The 17839-nt window shown below is 14.6% G+C and carries 19 protein-coding genes and 1 pseudogene; 13 read left to right on the top strand and 7 right to left on the bottom strand.

Translation table 11 applies throughout. From position 1 onward, the window contains the following. The first annotated feature begins 78 nt into the window (after positions 1 to 78). The 7 genes from N2590_RS00210 (at position 79) to truA (ending at position 6377) form a co-directional block, all read left to right on the top strand. Positions 79 to 660, top strand: a complete 582-nt coding sequence (locus N2590_RS00210) for a nucleotide exchange factor GrpE (protein ID WP_318165807.1) — start codon at positions 79 to 81, stop codon at positions 658 to 660. Between the two features lie 29 nt (positions 661 to 689). Then, the gene (locus N2590_RS00215) at positions 690 to 1736 is read left to right on the top strand and encodes a DnaJ C-terminal domain-containing protein (RefSeq protein WP_318165808.1); all 1047 of its coding nucleotides are present in this window, start codon (positions 690 to 692) and stop codon (positions 1734 to 1736) included. Beyond that, complete coding sequence (locus N2590_RS00220; RefSeq protein ID WP_318165809.1) at positions 1737 to 2315, top strand: MnmA/TRMU family protein; 579 nt, start codon at positions 1737 to 1739, stop codon at positions 2313 to 2315. It abuts the gene before it with no gap. Positions 2316 to 2496: 181 nt separating this feature from the next. Further along, positions 2497 to 2667 (top strand): aminomethyltransferase beta-barrel domain-containing protein, encoded by a 171-nt coding sequence (locus N2590_RS00225; RefSeq protein WP_318165849.1) that lies wholly within the window; start codon positions 2497 to 2499, stop codon positions 2665 to 2667. Further along, positions 2664 to 3944: a tRNA (N(6)-L-threonylcarbamoyladenosine(37)-C(2))-methylthiotransferase MtaB gene (mtaB, locus tag N2590_RS00230; RefSeq protein ID WP_318165810.1), complete on the top strand. Its 1281-nt coding sequence runs from the start codon at positions 2664 to 2666 to the stop codon at positions 3942 to 3944. The genes N2590_RS00225 and mtaB overlap by 4 nt, the downstream gene beginning before the upstream one ends. After that, on the top strand, positions 3934 to 5631 hold the full coding sequence (gene ligA / locus N2590_RS00235) for an NAD-dependent DNA ligase LigA (protein WP_318165811.1): 1698 nt from the start codon (positions 3934 to 3936) through the stop codon (positions 5629 to 5631). Before mtaB ends, ligA begins: the two co-directional genes overlap by 11 nt. Continuing rightward, the gene (gene truA / locus N2590_RS00240; RefSeq protein ID WP_318165812.1) at positions 5628 to 6377 is read left to right on the top strand and encodes a tRNA pseudouridine(38-40) synthase TruA; all 750 of its coding nucleotides are present in this window, start codon (positions 5628 to 5630) and stop codon (positions 6375 to 6377) included. The genes ligA and truA overlap by 4 nt, the downstream gene beginning before the upstream one ends. Here the strand turns inward: truA and N2590_RS00245 are convergent. From N2590_RS00245 to trxB, 3 genes are read right to left on the bottom strand one after another with little or no spacing between them, the layout of a single operon-like run. Beyond that, positions 6372 to 6557, bottom strand: coding sequence for a 50S ribosomal protein L32 (locus tag N2590_RS00245; protein ID WP_318165813.1), 186 nt, complete (start codon positions 6555 to 6557; stop codon positions 6372 to 6374). The genes truA and N2590_RS00245 overlap by 6 nt on opposite strands. A gap of 6 nt (positions 6558 to 6563) precedes the next feature. Continuing rightward, on the bottom strand, positions 6564 to 6974 hold the full coding sequence (locus N2590_RS00250) for a DUF177 domain-containing protein (protein ID WP_318165814.1): 411 nt from the start codon (positions 6972 to 6974) through the stop codon (positions 6564 to 6566). Positions 6975 to 6978: 4 nt separating this feature from the next. Beyond that, a complete protein-coding gene (trxB, locus tag N2590_RS00255; protein WP_318165815.1) occupies positions 6979 to 7899 on the bottom strand; it encodes a thioredoxin-disulfide reductase in 921 nt (306 codons plus the stop codon). An 82-nt stretch (positions 7900 to 7981) separates the two neighbouring features. Here trxB and rho point away from each other — a divergent pair. After that, a pseudogene (gene rho / locus N2590_RS00260) lies at positions 7982 to 9082 on the top strand (transcription termination factor Rho); the annotation flags it as partial. A 3-nt stretch (positions 9083 to 9085) separates the two neighbouring features. Here the strand turns inward: rho and lysS are convergent. Further along, complete coding sequence (gene lysS / locus N2590_RS00265; RefSeq protein WP_318165817.1) at positions 9086 to 10552, bottom strand: lysine--tRNA ligase; 1467 nt, start codon at positions 10550 to 10552, stop codon at positions 9086 to 9088. 264 nt (positions 10553 to 10816) lie between these two features. On the opposite strand from lysS, the gene pth reads away from it, so the two are divergent. Then, positions 10817 to 11347 carry an aminoacyl-tRNA hydrolase gene (gene pth, locus N2590_RS00270; protein ID WP_318165818.1) on the top strand — a complete coding sequence of 177 codons (531 nt, stop codon included), beginning with the start codon at positions 10817 to 10819 and terminating at the stop codon, positions 11345 to 11347. Here pth and N2590_RS00275 read toward each other — a convergent pair whose 3' ends face one another. Then, a complete protein-coding gene (locus N2590_RS00275) occupies positions 11348 to 12400 on the bottom strand; it encodes a PCRF domain-containing protein (RefSeq protein ID WP_318165819.1) in 1053 nt (350 codons plus the stop codon). Here N2590_RS00275 and pheS point away from each other — a divergent pair, their 5' ends adjacent. Further along, positions 12401 to 13366, top strand: coding sequence for a phenylalanine--tRNA ligase subunit alpha (pheS, locus tag N2590_RS00280; RefSeq protein WP_318165850.1), 966 nt, complete (start codon positions 12401 to 12403; stop codon positions 13364 to 13366). On the opposite strand, the gene N2590_RS00285 is transcribed toward pheS, so the two are convergent. After that, a complete protein-coding gene (locus N2590_RS00285; RefSeq protein WP_318165820.1) occupies positions 13359 to 14105 on the bottom strand; it encodes a TrmH family RNA methyltransferase in 747 nt (248 codons plus the stop codon). The two genes, pheS and N2590_RS00285, sit on opposite strands and share 8 nt — an antisense overlap. A gap of 51 nt (positions 14106 to 14156) precedes the next feature. On the opposite strand from N2590_RS00285, the gene N2590_RS00290 reads away from it, so the two are divergent. From N2590_RS00290 to rplI, 3 genes are all read left to right on the top strand, one after another. Beyond that, complete coding sequence (locus N2590_RS00290; RefSeq protein WP_318165821.1) at positions 14157 to 15998, top strand: S1 RNA-binding domain-containing protein; 1842 nt, start codon at positions 14157 to 14159, stop codon at positions 15996 to 15998. Between the two features lie 78 nt (positions 15999 to 16076). Further along, positions 16077 to 16427 (top strand): 30S ribosomal protein S6, encoded by a 351-nt coding sequence (gene rpsF, locus N2590_RS00295; protein WP_318165822.1) that lies wholly within the window; start codon positions 16077 to 16079, stop codon positions 16425 to 16427. 10 nt (positions 16428 to 16437) lie between these two features. Beyond that, positions 16438 to 16872 (top strand): 50S ribosomal protein L9, encoded by a 435-nt coding sequence (gene rplI / locus N2590_RS00300; RefSeq protein ID WP_318165823.1) that lies wholly within the window; start codon positions 16438 to 16440, stop codon positions 16870 to 16872. A gap of 12 nt (positions 16873 to 16884) precedes the next feature. Here the strand turns inward: rplI and N2590_RS00305 are convergent, their stop codons facing one another. Further along, positions 16885 to 17838 (bottom strand): PCRF domain-containing protein, encoded by a 954-nt coding sequence (locus N2590_RS00305; protein WP_318165824.1) that lies wholly within the window; start codon positions 17836 to 17838, stop codon positions 16885 to 16887. Position 17839: the final 1 nt, after the last annotated feature.

The raw sequence follows: 17839 nt of genomic DNA on the forward strand, positions 1-17839 counted from the left end.
AAAAAATTAATAAAAATAATAATTAATGTTTTTTTTTATTAATTAAATCATATATTTAATAATAAAAATTATAAAATAATGAATAATACGGAAAAAATAAAAAATAATAATATGGATATTAATATCGATAAAAAAAGTAATATCGATAAAAATATTAATATCGATAAAAAAAGTAATATCGATAAAAATATTAATATCGATAAAAAAAGTAATATCGATAAAAAAAATAATATCGATAAAAAAAGTAATAAAGAAAATTATAAAGATAAATATTTAAGAACATTAGCAGAATTTGAAAATTATAAAAATAGAAATGAAAAGGAAAATAAAAAAATATATAAAAATTATAAAGGACAAATAATAAATAATATTTTACCTATATTAGATGATTTTGAACGTTATATAAAAGAAGAAAAAATAACAAAAAAAAATGGGATATATTTAATATATAAAAAATTTATAAGTATTTTAGAAAATAATGGACTTAAAAAAATAGAGGTTAAAATTGGTGATAAATTTAATTATGATATACATAATGCTATATCTAAAAAAAAAGTGAATAATGAAAAAATGAAAAATAAAATAGTTAAAATATTAGAAGAAGGTTATTATATATACGATAAATTAATTCGTTGTGCAAAAGTAATAGTAGGTTATTAATAAAGAAATAAAATTATAAATAAATTATTATGAAAGATTATTATAAAATTTTAGGAGTCTCTAAAAATGCTTCATTAAATGAAATAAAACAAGCTTATAGAAAATTAGCAATAAAATATCATCCAGATAAAAATCAAAATAATAAAATAGCAGAGGAAAAATTTAAAGAAGCAGCAGAAGCTTATAGTGTTTTAAGCGATTCTAATAAAAAAAAAATGTATGATAGAAATAAAGAAAATTATTCAGAAAATTATTCATATACAGAAGAAGCTATGGATGATATATTTAGTAATTTTGGAGATATTTTTAGTGAAAGTTTTACAGATTTTAATTTTACAAGAAAAAAAAAAAAATATAATAAAATAAAAGGAAGTAATTTAAGAATAAATTTAAATGTTACTTTAGAAGAAATTTATAATGGAGTAGAAAAAATAATAAAAGTTAAAAGATTAAAAGTTGACCCAAATATAAAATTTAAAAATTGTTATAATTGTAATGGTACTGGAGTTGTAACTAATATAACTAAGACTTTTTTAGGAAGAATGCAAACTACTATTAAATGTAATATTTGTAATGGTATAGGAAAAGTAATATTTCCACAAATTGCTAATAAGAAAGTGTTAATTAAAGTAGAGGAATTAATAAAAATAAATATACCTTCTGGAGTTACTGAAGGTATAGAATTAAAAATACAGGGAAAAGGAAATGAAGCACCTTATGGTGGAAAAACAGGGGATTTAATAATTATAATAAAAGAAAAACAACATAAAATATTTAATAGAAAAGGAAAAAATATATATTATAATTTATATATATCTATACCTGATGCTTTATTAGGAACAGTGAAAAATATAAATACATTAAATGATGAAATAATTAAAATAAAGATTAAATCTGGAACTCAAAATGGACAAAAAATAAGAATAAAAAAAAAAGGATTACCATCAATTAATGGATATGAATATGGAGATTTTATAATAAAAATAATTGTATGGATACCTAAAAGAATAAATAATAAACAAAAAAAAATATTTGAAAAAATAAAAAAAGATAAAAATTTTATTTATGAAAAATAAATGAAAAAAGTAGTAATAGCATTATCAGGAGGAGTAGATTCAAGTGTATCAGCATATTTATTAAAAAAAATGGGATATGAAGTTATAGGAATATTTATGTATAATTGGAGTAATAATAATTGTATGTGGGAGGATATAAGAGATGCAATGTTAATATCAAATAAATTAAAAATACCATTTTATGTTTTTGATTTAAGAAAAGAATATAGGAAAGGAGTAATAAATTATATGTATGAAGGATATAAAAAAGGAATTACTCCTAATCCTGATATAATATGTAATGAAAAAATAAAATTTGGGATATTTTTAAAGAAAGCATTAAAACTAAAAGTCGATTATATAGCAACTGGTCATTATGTAAGAAAAAAAAAAATTTATAATAAAAAAAAAATTATTTATTGTTTATTATCAGGTAAAGATAAAAAAAAAGATCAATCTTATTTTTTATGTAGATTAAATCAATATCAATTATCTAAAAGTTTATTTCCATTAGGCAATTTAACTAAAAAGGAAGTAAGAAAATTAGCATTAAAATTAAAATTTTATAATGCTTATAAAAAAGACAAAGAAAACATTTAAATATAAAAGGATATAAATATCCTTTATTTTTATTTTATAAAAATAAAAATAGAAATATATTATATGTATGTAAAAAAAATCATAAAGAATTATATAAAAAATTTATTTTTATAAAAAAAAAACTATACATTGGATAAGAAAAAAATATATATTAAATTTAATAAAAAAAAATAAAGGAAAAATAAAAGTAATGTGTAAAATAAGATATAATCAAAATATGGAAAAAGCAATTTTATTTTTTAATAATTTAGGTATTTTAGTAAAATTTGATAAAAATCAATTTGCAGTTACTCCAGGCCAATTTATTGTATGGTATATTAATAATGAATTAATAGGTTCAGGAATAATATGAAAAAAATAGCCTTTTTTACTATTGGATGTAAATTAAATTTTTCTGAAACTTCAATAATTAGTAAAAGTTTTAATAAAAAAAAATATAAAATAGTAGATTTTAAAGATTATGCTGATATATATGTAATAAATACATGTGCAGTTACTCACAAAGCTGAAAAAGATTTAAAATATAAAGTAAAATATATATTAAAAAAAAATAATAAGGCATTTATAATAGCATTAGGTTGTTATTCACAAATTGAAAAAAAAAAATTATATAATATTAAAGGAATAAATTTAGTATTAGGTAATGATAAAAAATTTAATATTATTGATTATATAGAAAAAAAAAAAAATATATATTCTTGTGAATTATTTACATTACCTAACGAATATAAAGATGCATATTCAATAGAAAAAAATAGAACTAGATCTTTTTTAAAAATACAAGATGGATGTAATTATAAATGTTCATATTGTACAATACCATTAGCTAGAGGATTATCACGTTCTAATAGTATTAAAAATATTATAAATAATATATATTATATTTTAAATAAAGGAATAAAAGAAATAGTTTTAACAGGAGTAAATATAGGAGATTATAAATATAATAATAAAGATTTTTTATTTTTAATAAAAAAAATAGATAAAATAAAAAAGTTAAAAAGAATAAGAATATCTTCAATAGAACCTAATTTATTAACAGATAATATAATAAAATTTATATCTAAAAGTAAAAAATTTTTAAATCACTTTCATATACCATTACAATCAGGTAGTGATTATATTTTAAAAAAAATGAGAAGAAGATATTTAACTAAACTATATTTAAATAAAATAAATAAAATAATATCTATAATACCAGATGCTTGTATAGGTTCTGATGTAATAGTAGGTTTTCCGGGTGAAAAAAATAAATATTTTATGGAAACTTATAATTTAATAAAATCAATAAAAATATCATATTTACATGTATTTTCTTTTTCACCTAGAAAAAACACTATAGCATTAAAAATGAAAAATAAAATAGATAATAATAGAATAAAATATAGAAGTAAAATATTAAGACAAATATCTTATTTAAAAACTAGATTATTTTATAAAAAATTTTTAGGTACTAAAAGAAAAGTATTATTTGAAAATAAAAAAAATGATTGGATATATGGTTATACAGATAATTATATAAAAGTTAAAATAAAAGGTTCTAATAAAAATAGAAATAAAATTATAAATGTAATTTTAGAAAAAATAGAAAATAATAAAAATATAATAATAGGAAAAATTGAAAAATAATAATAAAAAATTAATAATTAATTTATCAAAAAAAATAAATAAACATAATTATAGATATTATATACTTAATAAACCTATAATTTCAAATTATGAATATGATAAAATATTAAATAAATTGATAAAATTAGAAAAAAAATATAATTTTATTTATAAAAATTCTCCAATTAAAAAATTTAATAAAAATTTATTAAATAAAAAATTTAAAGTAACTAAACATTATTTTAAAATGTATTCTATAAATAATGTATATAGTAAAGAGAATTTGATAATATGGAAAAAAAAAATGGATAAAAAAATAGGAAAAAAAAATAATTATATATGTGAATTAAAATATGATGGAATAGCAATGAGTTTAATATATAAATATGGAAAATTAAAAAGTGCTATTACTAGAGGTGATGGAAAATATGGTAATGAAGTAATTAATAATATTTTATTTATAAATAATATTAAAAAATATATAAAAAAAATAAAAAATATAAAAATTTTTAATATTAAAGGGGAAATAGTATTTTCTAAAATAAATTTTTCTATTATTAATAAAATAAATAAAAAAAAATTTTCTAATCCAAGAAATGCAGCTAATGGAACTATACATAGTAAATATTATAATAAAAATATTAAATATTTAGATTTTATCCCATATAGTATATATACTAATGATAATAATATTAATTTAAAAATTAATAATCAATTTAAATCAATTAAATTAATAGAAAATTTATATTTAAAATATCAAAAAAAAGCTTATAAATTATGTAAAAGTAGTAAACAAATAATTAATTATATATCATATTGGGAAAAAAATATATCTATATATCCTATAGATGGAATAGTAATAAAAATAAATGATTTTAATATTCAAAAAAAATTAAAATCTAATAATATTTTTTATAAATGGTGTATAGCTTATAAATTTAAAGATAAAGAATTAATAACAAAAGTAAAAAAAGTTAAATTTAATGTAGGTAAAAGTGGAATAATTGTACCAGTTGTTTATTTTAAACCTATTATTATAAATGGTACAATAATAAAAAAAGCGTCATTATATAATAGTAATATTTATAATAACTATAATTTATCAATAAATGATAAAATAATAATAAAAAAATCAGGTAATATAATTCCTAAAATAATTAAAAATATAAATTTTAATAAAAATAAAAATAAATATATCAATTTTCCTTTATATTGTCCTAGTTGTAATAAATTATTAAAAAAAAAAAATAATATTTTAATTTGTAAAAATGATAAAAAATGTAAAAAACAAATAATTGAAAAAATTAAACATTTTATTAGTGCAATGAAAATAAAAATTAATAATAATATTATTAATCAATTATTTGATAATAATAAATTAAATAATATTACTGATTTATATTATTTAACTAAAAATGATTTTTTACTTATTAATGTTAAATCTAAAGTATATATTAGAATTTTAAATGAAATTAAAAATTCTAAAAAAAATAATTTAAATAATTTTTTATTTGCTTTATGTATTCCTAGTATTGGTAAATATATTTGTAAAAAAATTGAAAAAAAATATAAAAATTTATATAATTTATTAAAAAATATTAAAAAAAATAATATTAAATTTTTAGGAAAAAATATAGAAAAAAATATAAAAAAATATTTTAATAGTTTTATTATAAAACAATTTATTAAATTAGGTTTTAAAATATGAGATATTTTATAAAATTATCATATAATGGCTTTCATTTTAAAGGATGGCAAAAACAAAAAAATAATAAATTAACTATTGAAGAAGAAATTGAAAATAAAATTTCAATTATTTTAAATAAACCTATTAATTTAATAGGTGCCAGTAGAACAGATAGTGGAGTACACGCAAAATTAATGTTTGCTCATTTTGATTATAATAATACAATAAATAAAAAAAAATTTTTATATAAAATAAATTTATTAATTTCTTCTTATATAATTATTTATGATTTATTTAAGGTAAAAAATAATGTACATGCTAGATTTAGCGCTATATATAGAATATATAAATATATAATAGGTTATAAAAAAAATCCATTTTATAAAAATTTATATTGGTATTGGAAATATAAAAATAAATTAAATATAAATTTAATGAATAAAGCTATTAATATTATTATTAATAGAAAAAATTTTATTTTATTTTCAACTACTAATAAAAAATTAAAAAATTATAATTGTAATATATATTATGCTTATTGGAATAAAAAAAATAAATATATTTATTTTATTATAAAATCTAATAGATTTTTAAGAAAAATGGTAAGATTTATCATATCTCTATGTATAGAAATAGGATTAAATAAAATAACTATTTATGATTTAAAAAATAAAATTAAAAAAAAAAAAATTTTTTTTAATATTAATATTCCACCATATGGTTTATATTTAAAAAAAATAAAATATAATAAAAATATTTTTTTATAAAATATTTTTATAAATTTTATTTTTATAATAAATAATATTTTTTTTAATTATTACATTATGATATTTTTGATATTTATTTAATTTTTTATTAAAAAATAAAGGAAATAAAAATTTATTTATATTACCAGCTCTTCTTAATTTTTTTTTTGATATTGAAGTTTTTTTTTTAGGATGTGCCATAATATTTTAATAAATTAAACTTTTTATTTTTGGATCAATTCTTTTAAATGGTAACATTAATAAAATATACTCATATATATATTTAGAAATATTTATATTACGAGAATTTAAAGGTATAATTAAATAATTATCAGATTCTACTTTTTTTTTTCCAAAAAATATATTTAATATTTTTTTTTTTTTTATTTTAAATAAAAATTTATTATTACTAATATCACAAATTAATGTAATTTTACCTAAAAAATAAAATTTAAATATAAAATAATTATTATTATTTATTTTTTCAAATAATAATTTTATTTTAGGATTTAAAAATTTTTCTTTATTATAATTAAATTTTTTAAAAAATTTATTATTTATATTAAATAAAATTTTTTCATTATTAGATAATAATGAAATATTATAACTATTAATCATATTATTAATTTAAAAGATATTTTTCTACATCTAAAGCCGCCATACATCCAGATCCAGCAGATGTTATAGCTTGTCTATATTTTTTATCTTGTACCTCACCAGCTGCAAATATTCCAGGTATATTAGTTTTTGTAGATTTTTTTTTAGTAATTATATATCCTGTTTTATCCATTTTTATTTTATTTTTAAATATTAATGTATTTGGATAACTTCCTATAGCTATAAATACCCCTGATACTTTAATAGTAATAATTTTATTTTTATTATTTAATAAATTAATATATTTTAATTTTTTATCACCTAAAAATTTATTTACTTTTTTATTAAATAATATTTTTATATTTTTTATTTTATATAATATATTTTGTAAATATTTTGAAGCTTTTAATTTATTTTTTCTAACTATTAAATAAATTTTTTTACATATTTTAGATAATAATATACTATCCTCTAATGCTGTATCTCCTCCTCCAATAACAGCTACTTTTTTTTTTTTATAAAACATTCCATCACATATAGCACAATATGAAATACCATAACCTAAATATTTTTTTTCATATTTAATATTTAAATATTTAGGTAATGAACCAGTTGCTATTATTACTGATTTTGTAATAATTTTTTTATTATCTTTAGTATACAAAATATGTAATTTTTTATTATTTAATGATACTTTTAATATTTTATTATATTTTATTTTTGTACCAAATTTAATTGCTTGTTTATACATTTCTGACATTAATTTTCTCCCTAATATCCCTTTAGAAAAACCTGGATAATTTTCCACAATTGTAGTATTTACTAATTGTCCCCCTGGTAAATCACCAGTATATAAATAATGTTTAATATTAGATCTAGCTAAATATATAGCTGATGTATATCCTGCTGGTCCTGAACCAATTATTACACAATCTATAATTTTCATTTTATTAATTTAATATATATATTTATTATATATATATAATCCATACAATTTACTTAAAATGTTATTAAATGAAATATTGGAAATAATAAGTGAAGGAGTTTTAGAAATTAATAATGAAAATTATGGTTTTTTAAGATCTTCAGATTATAATTATATTACTTCACCTGATGATATTTATGTATCTAAATCACAAATTAAATTATTTGAATTGAAAAATGGTGATACTATTAAAGGACTTATAAGACCTCCTATAAATGGAGAAAAATATTTTCAATTAGTAAAAGTAATTAAAATAAATGGTCTATCACCTTCTAAAACAATTGATAGATTAACTTTTGAACATTTAATTCCTCTTTTTCCTAATGAAAAATTTAATTTATCAGGGAAAAAATCTTCTATATCAACTAGAATAATAGATTTATTCGCACCTATAGGGAAAGGTCAAAGAGCATTAATTGTTGCCCCTCCTAAAGCAGGAAAAACTAATTTAGTAAAAGATTGCGCTAATTGTATTGATAAAAATCATCCAGAAGTTTATCAAATAATATTATTAATAGATGAAAGACCAGAAGAAGTAACAGATATGAAAATAAATGTTAATGGTGAAGTAATTTCATCTACATTTGATGAACATCCTGAAAAACATGTAAAAGTAGCTAATATAGTATTAAATAAATCTATGAGAATGGTAGAATGTGGTCATGATGTAGTTATTTTATTAGATTCTATTACTAGATTAGCCAGAGCTTATAATAGTATTACTCCTACTTCAGGTAGAATATTATCAGGTGGAATAGATTCTAAGGCATTACAAAAACCTAAAAGATTTTTTGGATCAGCTAGAAATATTGAAAATGGTGGCTCTTTAACAATAATAGCTACTGCAATGATAGAAACAGGTTCTAAAATGGATGAAGTAATTTATGAAGAATTTAAAGGTACTGGAAATATGGAATTACAATTAAGTAGAAAAATAGCTAATAAAAGAATTTTTCCAGCTATAGATTTAATTTCATCTAGTACTAGAAGAGAAGAATTATTATTAGATAAATATACTTATGATAAAATGTCAATATTAAGAAAATATATATCAAATATAAATTCTATAGATGCAATAGAATTAATAAAAGAAAAATTATTAATTACTAAAAGTAATAAAGAATTTTTAGATTATATGAATTAATAATTATTTCATTTGTGGAAATAATATTACTTCTTGTATATATTCATTATTAGTAAATAATGCTATTAATCTATCAATTCCTATTCCTATACCTACAGTAGGTGGCATACCAATTTTTAATGATTTTATAAAGTCTTTATCAATTACTTTTTTATTTTGTTGTTTAAATCTATATAATTGTTCAATTGGATCATTTAATTCTGAATATGCATTAGCTATTTCTTTACCATTAATATATAATTCAAATCTTTCAGTTAAATTATTATTATTATTTTTACATTTAGCTAAAGGACTCATATATTTAGGATAATCTGTAATAAATATAGGTTTTATAATATTTTTTTTACAATAAGTATCAAATATATTATCAATTAATTTATCTTTTTTTTTTATATTTATATCAATATTTAATTTTTTACTAATTTTAATTAATTCTTTAAATGAAAATTTTTCGTTAATATATAAATTAGTATTTTTATTTATATAATCAAATAATTTTATTTTTTTTATTTTTTTTGAAAAATCTATAATTTTATTATTAATATTTATTGTATATTTATTAAAAGTTTTTTTACAAATATATTTTAATAATTTTTGTAAAAAATTCATCATCCATTTATAATTTTTATAAGCTACATAAAATTCTAAAATAGTAAATTCCGGATTATGATTTTTATCTATACTTTCATTTCTAAAATTTCTTGAAAATTCATAAACTCCTTTAAAACCCCCTACTATTAATCTTTTTAAATATAATTCATTAGAAATTCTTAAATATAAATTTTTTTTAAATTTATTATGATATGTTATAAAAGGTTTAGCATTTGCCCCACCTGGAATATTTTGTAATATTGGAGTATCTACTTCAATAATATTATATTTGTTTAAAAATTTTCTTATATTTTTTATTATTAATGATCTAATTAAAAATAATTTTTTAATATTCTTATTTACTATAAGATCTATATATCTCATTCTATATCTTTTTTCTTTATTATTAAATTTATCATATATTATATCATTTTTAGTTTTTACATTAGGAATAGGATAAATACATTTAGATAATAAAATTATTTTTTTTACTAATACAGTATATTCTTTTACTTTAGTAATAAATAAATTACCTTTTATAAATATAATATCACCTATATCTAAATATTTTTTAAATAAATTAATATAATATTCATGTTTTTTATATTTTTTATTTAAATTATTAATATTATAATATAATTGTATTTTTTTTTCACTATAATCTTTTATATCAATAAAAGATGAAGATTTCATATTTCTTATACTTATTATTCTACCTGAAATTAATATTAATTCATTATTTTTAATAATTTTTTTTTTATTTTTTAATAATAATTTAATATTATAATTAATATTATATCCTTTAGAAGGATACGGATTAATACCTAATATTTTTATATTATTTAGTTTTTCTAATCTTATTTTTTCTTGTTCTGACATATTTATTTATTTTTTAAATTATTATTAATTTTAAATTTAATTAAAATGTTTATTAAAAAAAAAAAAAATAAATTATTAAATTTTAATATATTAAAAAATATAATAAATTTAATTTTAAAAAAAATTTATTATGAATAATAAATATTTAATAGTTGGATTAGGTAATCCAAATAATAAATTTAAATNTATTAAAAAAAAAAAATAAATTATTAAATTTTAATATATTAAAAAATATAATAAATTTAATTTTAAAAAAAATTTATTATGAATAATAAATATTTAATAGTTGGATTAGGTAATCCAAATAATAAATTTAAATATACTAGACATAATATAGGTAAATTAATAGTTAACAAATTAATTTTTAATAATAAAAATATTAATTTTAAGAATTTATATGGTATTATATATAAAAGATATTATTATAATACAAAATTATTATTTTTATTATCTAATTTTTATATGAATGAAATAGGTATATCAATAAAATATTTTTTAAATAAATATAATTTAAAAATTAAAAATTTAATAATTATTTGTGATGATATTTATATAAAATTTGGTAAAATTAAATTAAAACTTAAAGGTGGTTCAGGAGGACATAATGGATTAAAAAGTATAGAAAATACATTTAATACAAATAATTATATAAGAATAAAAATTGGAATAGGTAATAATTTTAAATATGGTAATCAAAATAAATATGTATTAGAAAAAATTAATAATAATGATTTAAATGTATTATATAATAAAATATATTTTTTAGTATATAATAAAATTATTAATATTATTTAATTAATTTTTATAAAATTTATTTAAATTATTAATTAATTTATCTATTTCACCATTCATTATTTTTTCTAAATTGTATAATGTTAATTTTATTCTATGATCAGTAACTCTATTTTGAGGAAAATTATAAGTTCTTATTTTATTTGATCTATCACCAGTAGATATTAATAATTTTCTTTTATTTTCAATATTTTTTATTTTATTTAAATAAATAAATTTATATAATTTAGATTTTAATATTTTCATAGCTTTATTATAATTTTTATGTTGTGATCTTTCTTCTTGACATTCTACAATAATATTAGTAGGTAAATGTATTAATCTAACAGCTGATTCAGTTTTATTTACATGTTGTCCACCTGCTCCACTAGATCTAAAAGTAAATCTTTTTATATCAGTTGATTGAATATTAAGATTAATATCATCTAATTTAGGTAAAACAGCAACAGTAATTGCAGAAGTATGTAATCTTCCTTGTGTTTCAGTTTTAGGTATTCTTTGAACTCTATGAACACCAGATTCATATTTTAAATAATTATATATACCTTTTTTTTTAACATTTAATATAACTTCTCTATATCCATTATTAGATCTATTAATATTTAATATTTCATATTTAATATGATTTTTTTTAAAATACATTATATACATTCGATATATATCTTTTACAAATAAACAAGCTTCATTTCCACCTGTACCTGAACGAATTTCAATAATAGCATAATTAATAATATTAATATTAATATTTTTAATAAAATATATAATTGATTTTTTAATAATTTTAATTTTATATTTATTATATTTTATATTATTATTAATTTCTAATAAAAATTTTTTATCATTTTTTATATGTTTTAAAATTTTATTAAATTCTTTAATTTTTATTTTATTAATTTTATATTTTTTATATAAAAATAATAAATTATTAATAGATTTATAAATTTTATTATTATATTTTTTTTTAAAATATTTTTTTTTTCCAATTATTAAATAATAAATGTATTTATATTTATTAATAATATTTTTAATTTTATTATAAAAAAAATATTTTTTCATATAATGAATTTAATAAAAATAATAGATAAATATATTAAAAAAATAAAAAAAAATAAATTTAATAATTTAGAAATAATTAATATAAAAAAAAAATTTTTAAGTAAAAATGGAATTATTAATAAATTATTAATAAATTTAAAAAAAATAAAAGATAAAAAAAAAACTGGAATAAAAATTAATTTTTTAAAAAGTGAAATATTAAAAATAATTAAAAATAATAATAATAATATTAATAAAAATAATAAAATTGATTATGATTTTTTTTATATTAAAAAAAAACAATATAAATTAGGATCAAAAAATCCAATTTATTTAATAAAAGAAAAAATAAAATATTTATTAATTAATTTAAATTTTAAATTTATAGATAATAAAGAAATAGAAGAGGATTGGTATAATTTTACTTCTTTAAATTTTACTAAATATCATCCTTCTAGAAATATGCAAGATACATTTTTTATAAATAATAATATTTTATTAAGAACACATACATCTTCTATACAAATTAGATATATGAAAAATAATAAACCTCCAATTAAAGTTTTTACTTTTGGTAAAGTATATAGAAATGAATCAATATCTTATTCGTCATTTAATATGTTTCATCAAATTGAATTATTATATATTAATAAAAATGTTTCAATAATAGATTTAAAAAATATTATATTATATTTATTGAAAAATTTATTTTATAATAAATATAAATATAGATATAGAATCTCTTATTTTCCTTTTACAAAACCTAGTTTTGAAATAGATTTATATTATAACAAAAAATGGGTAGAAATTATTGGTTGTGGTTTAGTAAATAAAAAAGTATTAAATAATGTTAACATAAATTATAATAAATATTCAGGTTTTGCCTTAGGACTAGGAATAGAAAGAATAGCAATGATATTTTATAATATTAATGATATAAGAGAATTTTTTAAAAATGATATAAGATTTATAAAACAATTTAAATAATTTTATTTCTATTTATTTCATATAATATTATTCCACATGCTACAGAAACATTTAATGATGATATTTTATTACTTATTATAGGAATTTTAATTTTATAATTAGATAATGATAATATATTATTTGAAATTCCTTTTTCTTCATTACCAAATATTAATGCAAATGATGTAATATTTTTAAAAAAATTTATACAATTATTATTAGATTTTTCTGTAATAGATATTATTTTAATATTTTTTTTTTTTAAATATTTAATAGTATTTTCTATATTTTTAACTTTACATATATTTATTTTAAATATTGCTCCTGAAGAAATTTTTATTATTTCAGGATTAAAAATATAATAATTTTTTGGTATTATAATTAAATTTATATTTAAACAAACACTACTTCTTATAATTGATCCTATATTTTTTGTATCTGTAATATTATATAATATTAATATTTTTAAATTATTATTATAATTAATATTATTTAATATTATTTTTTTTATAAAATATATATAAGCTATTATTCCTTGGTAATTTATTTTTTTATTATTTTTATTATTTTTAATTATATTTTCAATATAATTTTTATTTAAAAATTTAATAGAAATATTTTTTTTTTTAATATTATTAATTAAATTTGAATATTTATAAATTTTATTTTTATCAATAATTATTAATAATATTTTTATTTTATTAGAATTAATTGCTTCTTTAATAGTATGATATCCATATATTAAAATTTTATCATTCATATAAATTATAATAATTTTAATTATAATTTATAAAAATAATAAAACTCTTTAATGAATAATAATATTTTTAAATTAGATAAAAAATATAATTTATTTAAAAAATATTTAAATAATTTAAAATTTCTTAATGAAAATGATATATATGTCGGTAAAATTATTAATATATTGGAAGATTATGTAATTATTAATTATGGTGGAAAATTTGAAGGTATTATTCCTTTAAATGAATTTAAAAATAAAAAAATTAAAATAGGTGATAAAATTAATATAATAATTTTAAAATTAGATTATAATGGTAAATGTATAATATCATATAAAAAAGCTAAAAAATTAAAATATTGGATTAAACTTATTAATGATTATAAAAATAAAAAAATTTTAAAAGGTAAAATAGTAAATAAAACTAAAGGTGGATTAATAATAAAATTATATAATAATATATTAAGTTTTTTACCAGGTTCTCAAATAGATATAAATAATAATTATAATTATGTAGATAGTACTATTGATGTACAAATATTAAATATTAATTATAGAAATAATAATGTTATAGTATCACATAAAAAATTAATAGAACAAGATATAGAAAATAAAAAATATCATTTAATGATTGGATTATATAAAGGAAAAATAATATATGCTCCAATTAAAAATATTACTTCTTATGGAGCTTATGTAGATATAAATGGTTTAGAAGGATTATTACAGGTAAAGGATATATCATGGAAAAATTTAGATAATCCATTAAAATATTTAAAAATAGGGAAATTATATAAATTTATAGTTTTAAATATTGATAAAAAAAAATTTAGAGTACAATTAGGATTAAAACATTTAATGGAAAAACCATGGAATTTATTAATTAAAAAAATTAAAATAGGTATAATAATTAATGTAAAAGTAAATATAATAAAAGATAATGTAGTATATGTATATATTAAATATGGTATTGTTGGATTATTACATTTTTCAGAAATATCATGGTTTAATACAAAAAATAAAATTAAAATAAATGATAAATTAAAATGTAAAATAATAAATATAGATGAAAAAAATAAAAAAATATTTTTAAGTATAAAACAATTACATAAAGATCCATTTAAAAAAATAATAAAAAAATATAAAATTGGTACAGTACATAAAGGAAAAATAATAAATAATAATTTAATACTTAAATTAAAAAAAAAATTTAATATTTTCTTTCATTTATTAGACAAAGATATATATAAAGAAAATATTAAATTTATTGTTTATTATATAGATATAAGAAAAGTATTATTAACAACTAAAATAATAAATAAAAACAAATGGAAAAAATATAAAAAATTATATAATGTAAATAGTATACATAATGGAAAAATAAAATATATTTATAAGTACTACTATTTTATAAAAACTGAATTACATGATAATTTACTTCTATTAATGAATTTTGATAAGAAAAATAAAATATATAAAATTAATTTTAGAATTAAATTTAAAGTATTAAAAATTAATTATCCAAATATTCTGGTATTACCTGTATTAACATTATTACAAGTATCTTCGTTAGTAGATTTAAATGTATTTACAATAATAAAAAAAATATTAAAAGTAGATAAAAAACCTTTAATAATAAAACAATATAAATCTTTAAAAGCAAAAAAAGCTTTTAAAACTAAACAAGCTTTAAAAACTAAACAAGCTTTAACAACTAAAAAATCTTTAAAACCTAAAAAATCTTTAAAAGATAAAGAATCTTTAAAAGATAAAAAATCTTTAAAAGATAAAGAATCTTTAAAAGATAAAGAATCTTTAAATACTAAAAAATCTTTAAAAACTAAAAAATCTTTAAATACTAAAAAATCTTTAAAAACTAAAAAATCTTTAAAAGATAAAAAAGATTTAAAATAAGAGTAAATAAAATTAAAAATATATTTTTAATATATTTTTAATTTTATTTATTAAAAAATATTTAAATTTTATATTAATATGAATAAACATTATGAAACAATTATAGTATTTACTCCAGATTTATTAGAAATAGAAAGTTGTTATGAAGAATATAAAAATTTTTTAATAAAAAAGAATGTAAAAATAATAAAAGAAGAAAAATTTGGATTAAAAAAATTAGCATATACTATAAAAAAAAAAAAAAATGGAATTTTTTATTTATTAGAATATGAAAGTGAAACTAAATTTATTAAAAAAATTAATTTAAAAATGATACAAGATGAACGTATATTAAGATTTTTAACAATAAAAATGAATAAATACGCTATAGAATATTCACAAAAAAAAAATAATTATAAAAATAATAATTATTTATTATCTTTAGAGTAAAAAAAATATCATGATAAAAATAATTTTAAAAAAAAATATTAAAAATTTAGGATTAAAAAATGAAATTAAAATTGTTAAATTTGGTTATGCAATAAATTATTTAATTCCTAAAAATTATGCTGTAATAGCAACTAAATTAGAAATAAAAAAAAATAATGAAATAATAAAACAAAAAAAAAAAATTATAGATAAAATTAATAAAAATATTGAAAAGCTTAAAAAGTTAAATATTATTTTTAAAGTAAAAACTAAAAAAAATGGTATTATTTATGGCACTATTACAAAAAAAGATATAATAAATAAATTAAAAGAAAATAATATAAAAATTAATAAAAATAATATTTTATTAAAAAAAAAAATTAGAAGAATAGGAAATTATAAAATAATAATTAAATATTTAAAATATAAATCTATATATATTAAAATTAATGTATTAAATAATTAATAAATTATTATTTTAATTAATTATATAATTATTTATATAATTATAAATAATTTCATTAATATTACCATTGATTATTTTATCAATATTTTTAGTTTTATAACCAGTTTTTAGATCTTTAATTAATTTATATGGATGCATAATATAATTTCTAGTATGTGATAAAATTTCTTCTTTTTTATTTTCTTTATCAATTAATTTATTAAATAATTTATATTTTAATAATTTAATAGCATATTTTTTATTAATTATTTGATATCTAGTTTTAGTACATTCTACTGTTATATTAGAAGGAATATGTTTAATTCTTACACCAGTTTCTACTTTATTTACATTTTGTCCTCCTGCCCCACTTGATCTAAAAGTATTAATTATTAAATCCTTATAATTTATTTTAATATTATTTTTTTTTTTAATTAAAGGTAATATATAAACATATGCATAAGAAGTTTGTCTTTTATTTAGTTTATTAAAAGGTGATTTTCTAATTAATTTATGTATACCGTTTTCCCCATGTAAATAACCATAAGCATATTTATTTTTTATTTCTATTAAAGAAGATTTTTTATTATTATCTTTTATTGAATTAATTATTACATAAGATAAATTATTTTTTTTTGCCCACATTATATACATTCTTTCTAGAATTTCTACCCAATTATAACTATCTTTTCCACCAATACCAGTCTTTATTTTAATTAAAGCATTAAATTTATATTTTTTAGGAAATATTATTTCTTTTAATTTTTCTATTAATTTATAAATTTTTTTTTTATATATATTTATTTCATATTTAATATTATTATTTTCAAATAAATTATATAATAATTTTATATCTTTATTAATTGACATAATAATATTATAAATTTTTATTATTTTTTTATGTTTATTTAATTTTCTTAATTTTTCTATATTTATTATATTTTTTATATTATTAATTGTAATATTTATATCGTCATTTATAAACATA

The organism is Candidatus Shikimatogenerans bostrichidophilus (genome assembly GCF_033372575.1).
GTDB lineage: Bacteria > Bacteroidota > Bacteroidia > Flavobacteriales > Blattabacteriaceae > Shikimatogenerans > Shikimatogenerans bostrichidophilus_L.

Bases quoted from the DNA above. Each gene is read 5' to 3' on its own strand.
- N2590_RS00210 (WP_318165807.1), top strand. From the start codon at position 79: ATGAATAATACGGAAAAAATAAAAAATAATAATATGGATATTAATATC.
- N2590_RS00215 (WP_318165808.1), top strand. From the start codon at position 690: ATGAAAGATTATTATAAAATTTTAGGAGTCTCTAAAAATGCTTCATTA.
- N2590_RS00220 (WP_318165809.1), top strand. From the start codon at position 1,737: ATGAAAAAAGTAGTAATAGCATTATCAGGAGGAGTAGATTCAAGTGTA.
- mtaB (WP_318165810.1), top strand. From the start codon at position 2,664: ATGAAAAAAATAGCCTTTTTTACTATTGGATGTAAATTAAATTTTTCT.
- truA (WP_318165812.1), top strand. From the start codon at position 5,628: ATGAGATATTTTATAAAATTATCATATAATGGCTTTCATTTTAAAGGA.
- N2590_RS00245 (WP_318165813.1), bottom strand. From the start codon at position 6,557: ATGGCACATCCTAAAAAAAAAACTTCAATATCAAAAAAAAAATTAAGA.
- N2590_RS00250 (WP_318165814.1), bottom strand. From the start codon at position 6,974: ATGATTAATAGTTATAATATTTCATTATTATCTAATAATGAAAAAATT.
- trxB (WP_318165815.1), bottom strand. From the start codon at position 7,899: ATGAAAATTATAGATTGTGTAATAATTGGTTCAGGACCAGCAGGATAT.
- lysS (WP_318165817.1), bottom strand. From the start codon at position 10,552: ATGTCAGAACAAGAAAAAATAAGATTAGAAAAACTAAATAATATAAAA.
- pth (WP_318165818.1), top strand. From the start codon at position 10,817: ATGAATAATAAATATTTAATAGTTGGATTAGGTAATCCAAATAATAAA.
- N2590_RS00275 (WP_318165819.1), bottom strand. From the start codon at position 12,400: ATGAAAAAATATTTTTTTTATAATAAAATTAAAAATATTATTAATAAA.
- N2590_RS00285 (WP_318165820.1), bottom strand. From the start codon at position 14,105: ATGAATGATAAAATTTTAATATATGGATATCATACTATTAAAGAAGCA.
- N2590_RS00290 (WP_318165821.1), top strand. From the start codon at position 14,157: ATGAATAATAATATTTTTAAATTAGATAAAAAATATAATTTATTTAAA.
- rpsF (WP_318165822.1), top strand. From the start codon at position 16,077: ATGAATAAACATTATGAAACAATTATAGTATTTACTCCAGATTTATTA.
- rplI (WP_318165823.1), top strand. From the start codon at position 16,438: ATGATAAAAATAATTTTAAAAAAAAATATTAAAAATTTAGGATTAAAA.
- N2590_RS00305 (WP_318165824.1), bottom strand. From the start codon at position 17,838: ATGTTTATAAATGACGATATAAATATTACAATTAATAATATAAAAAAT.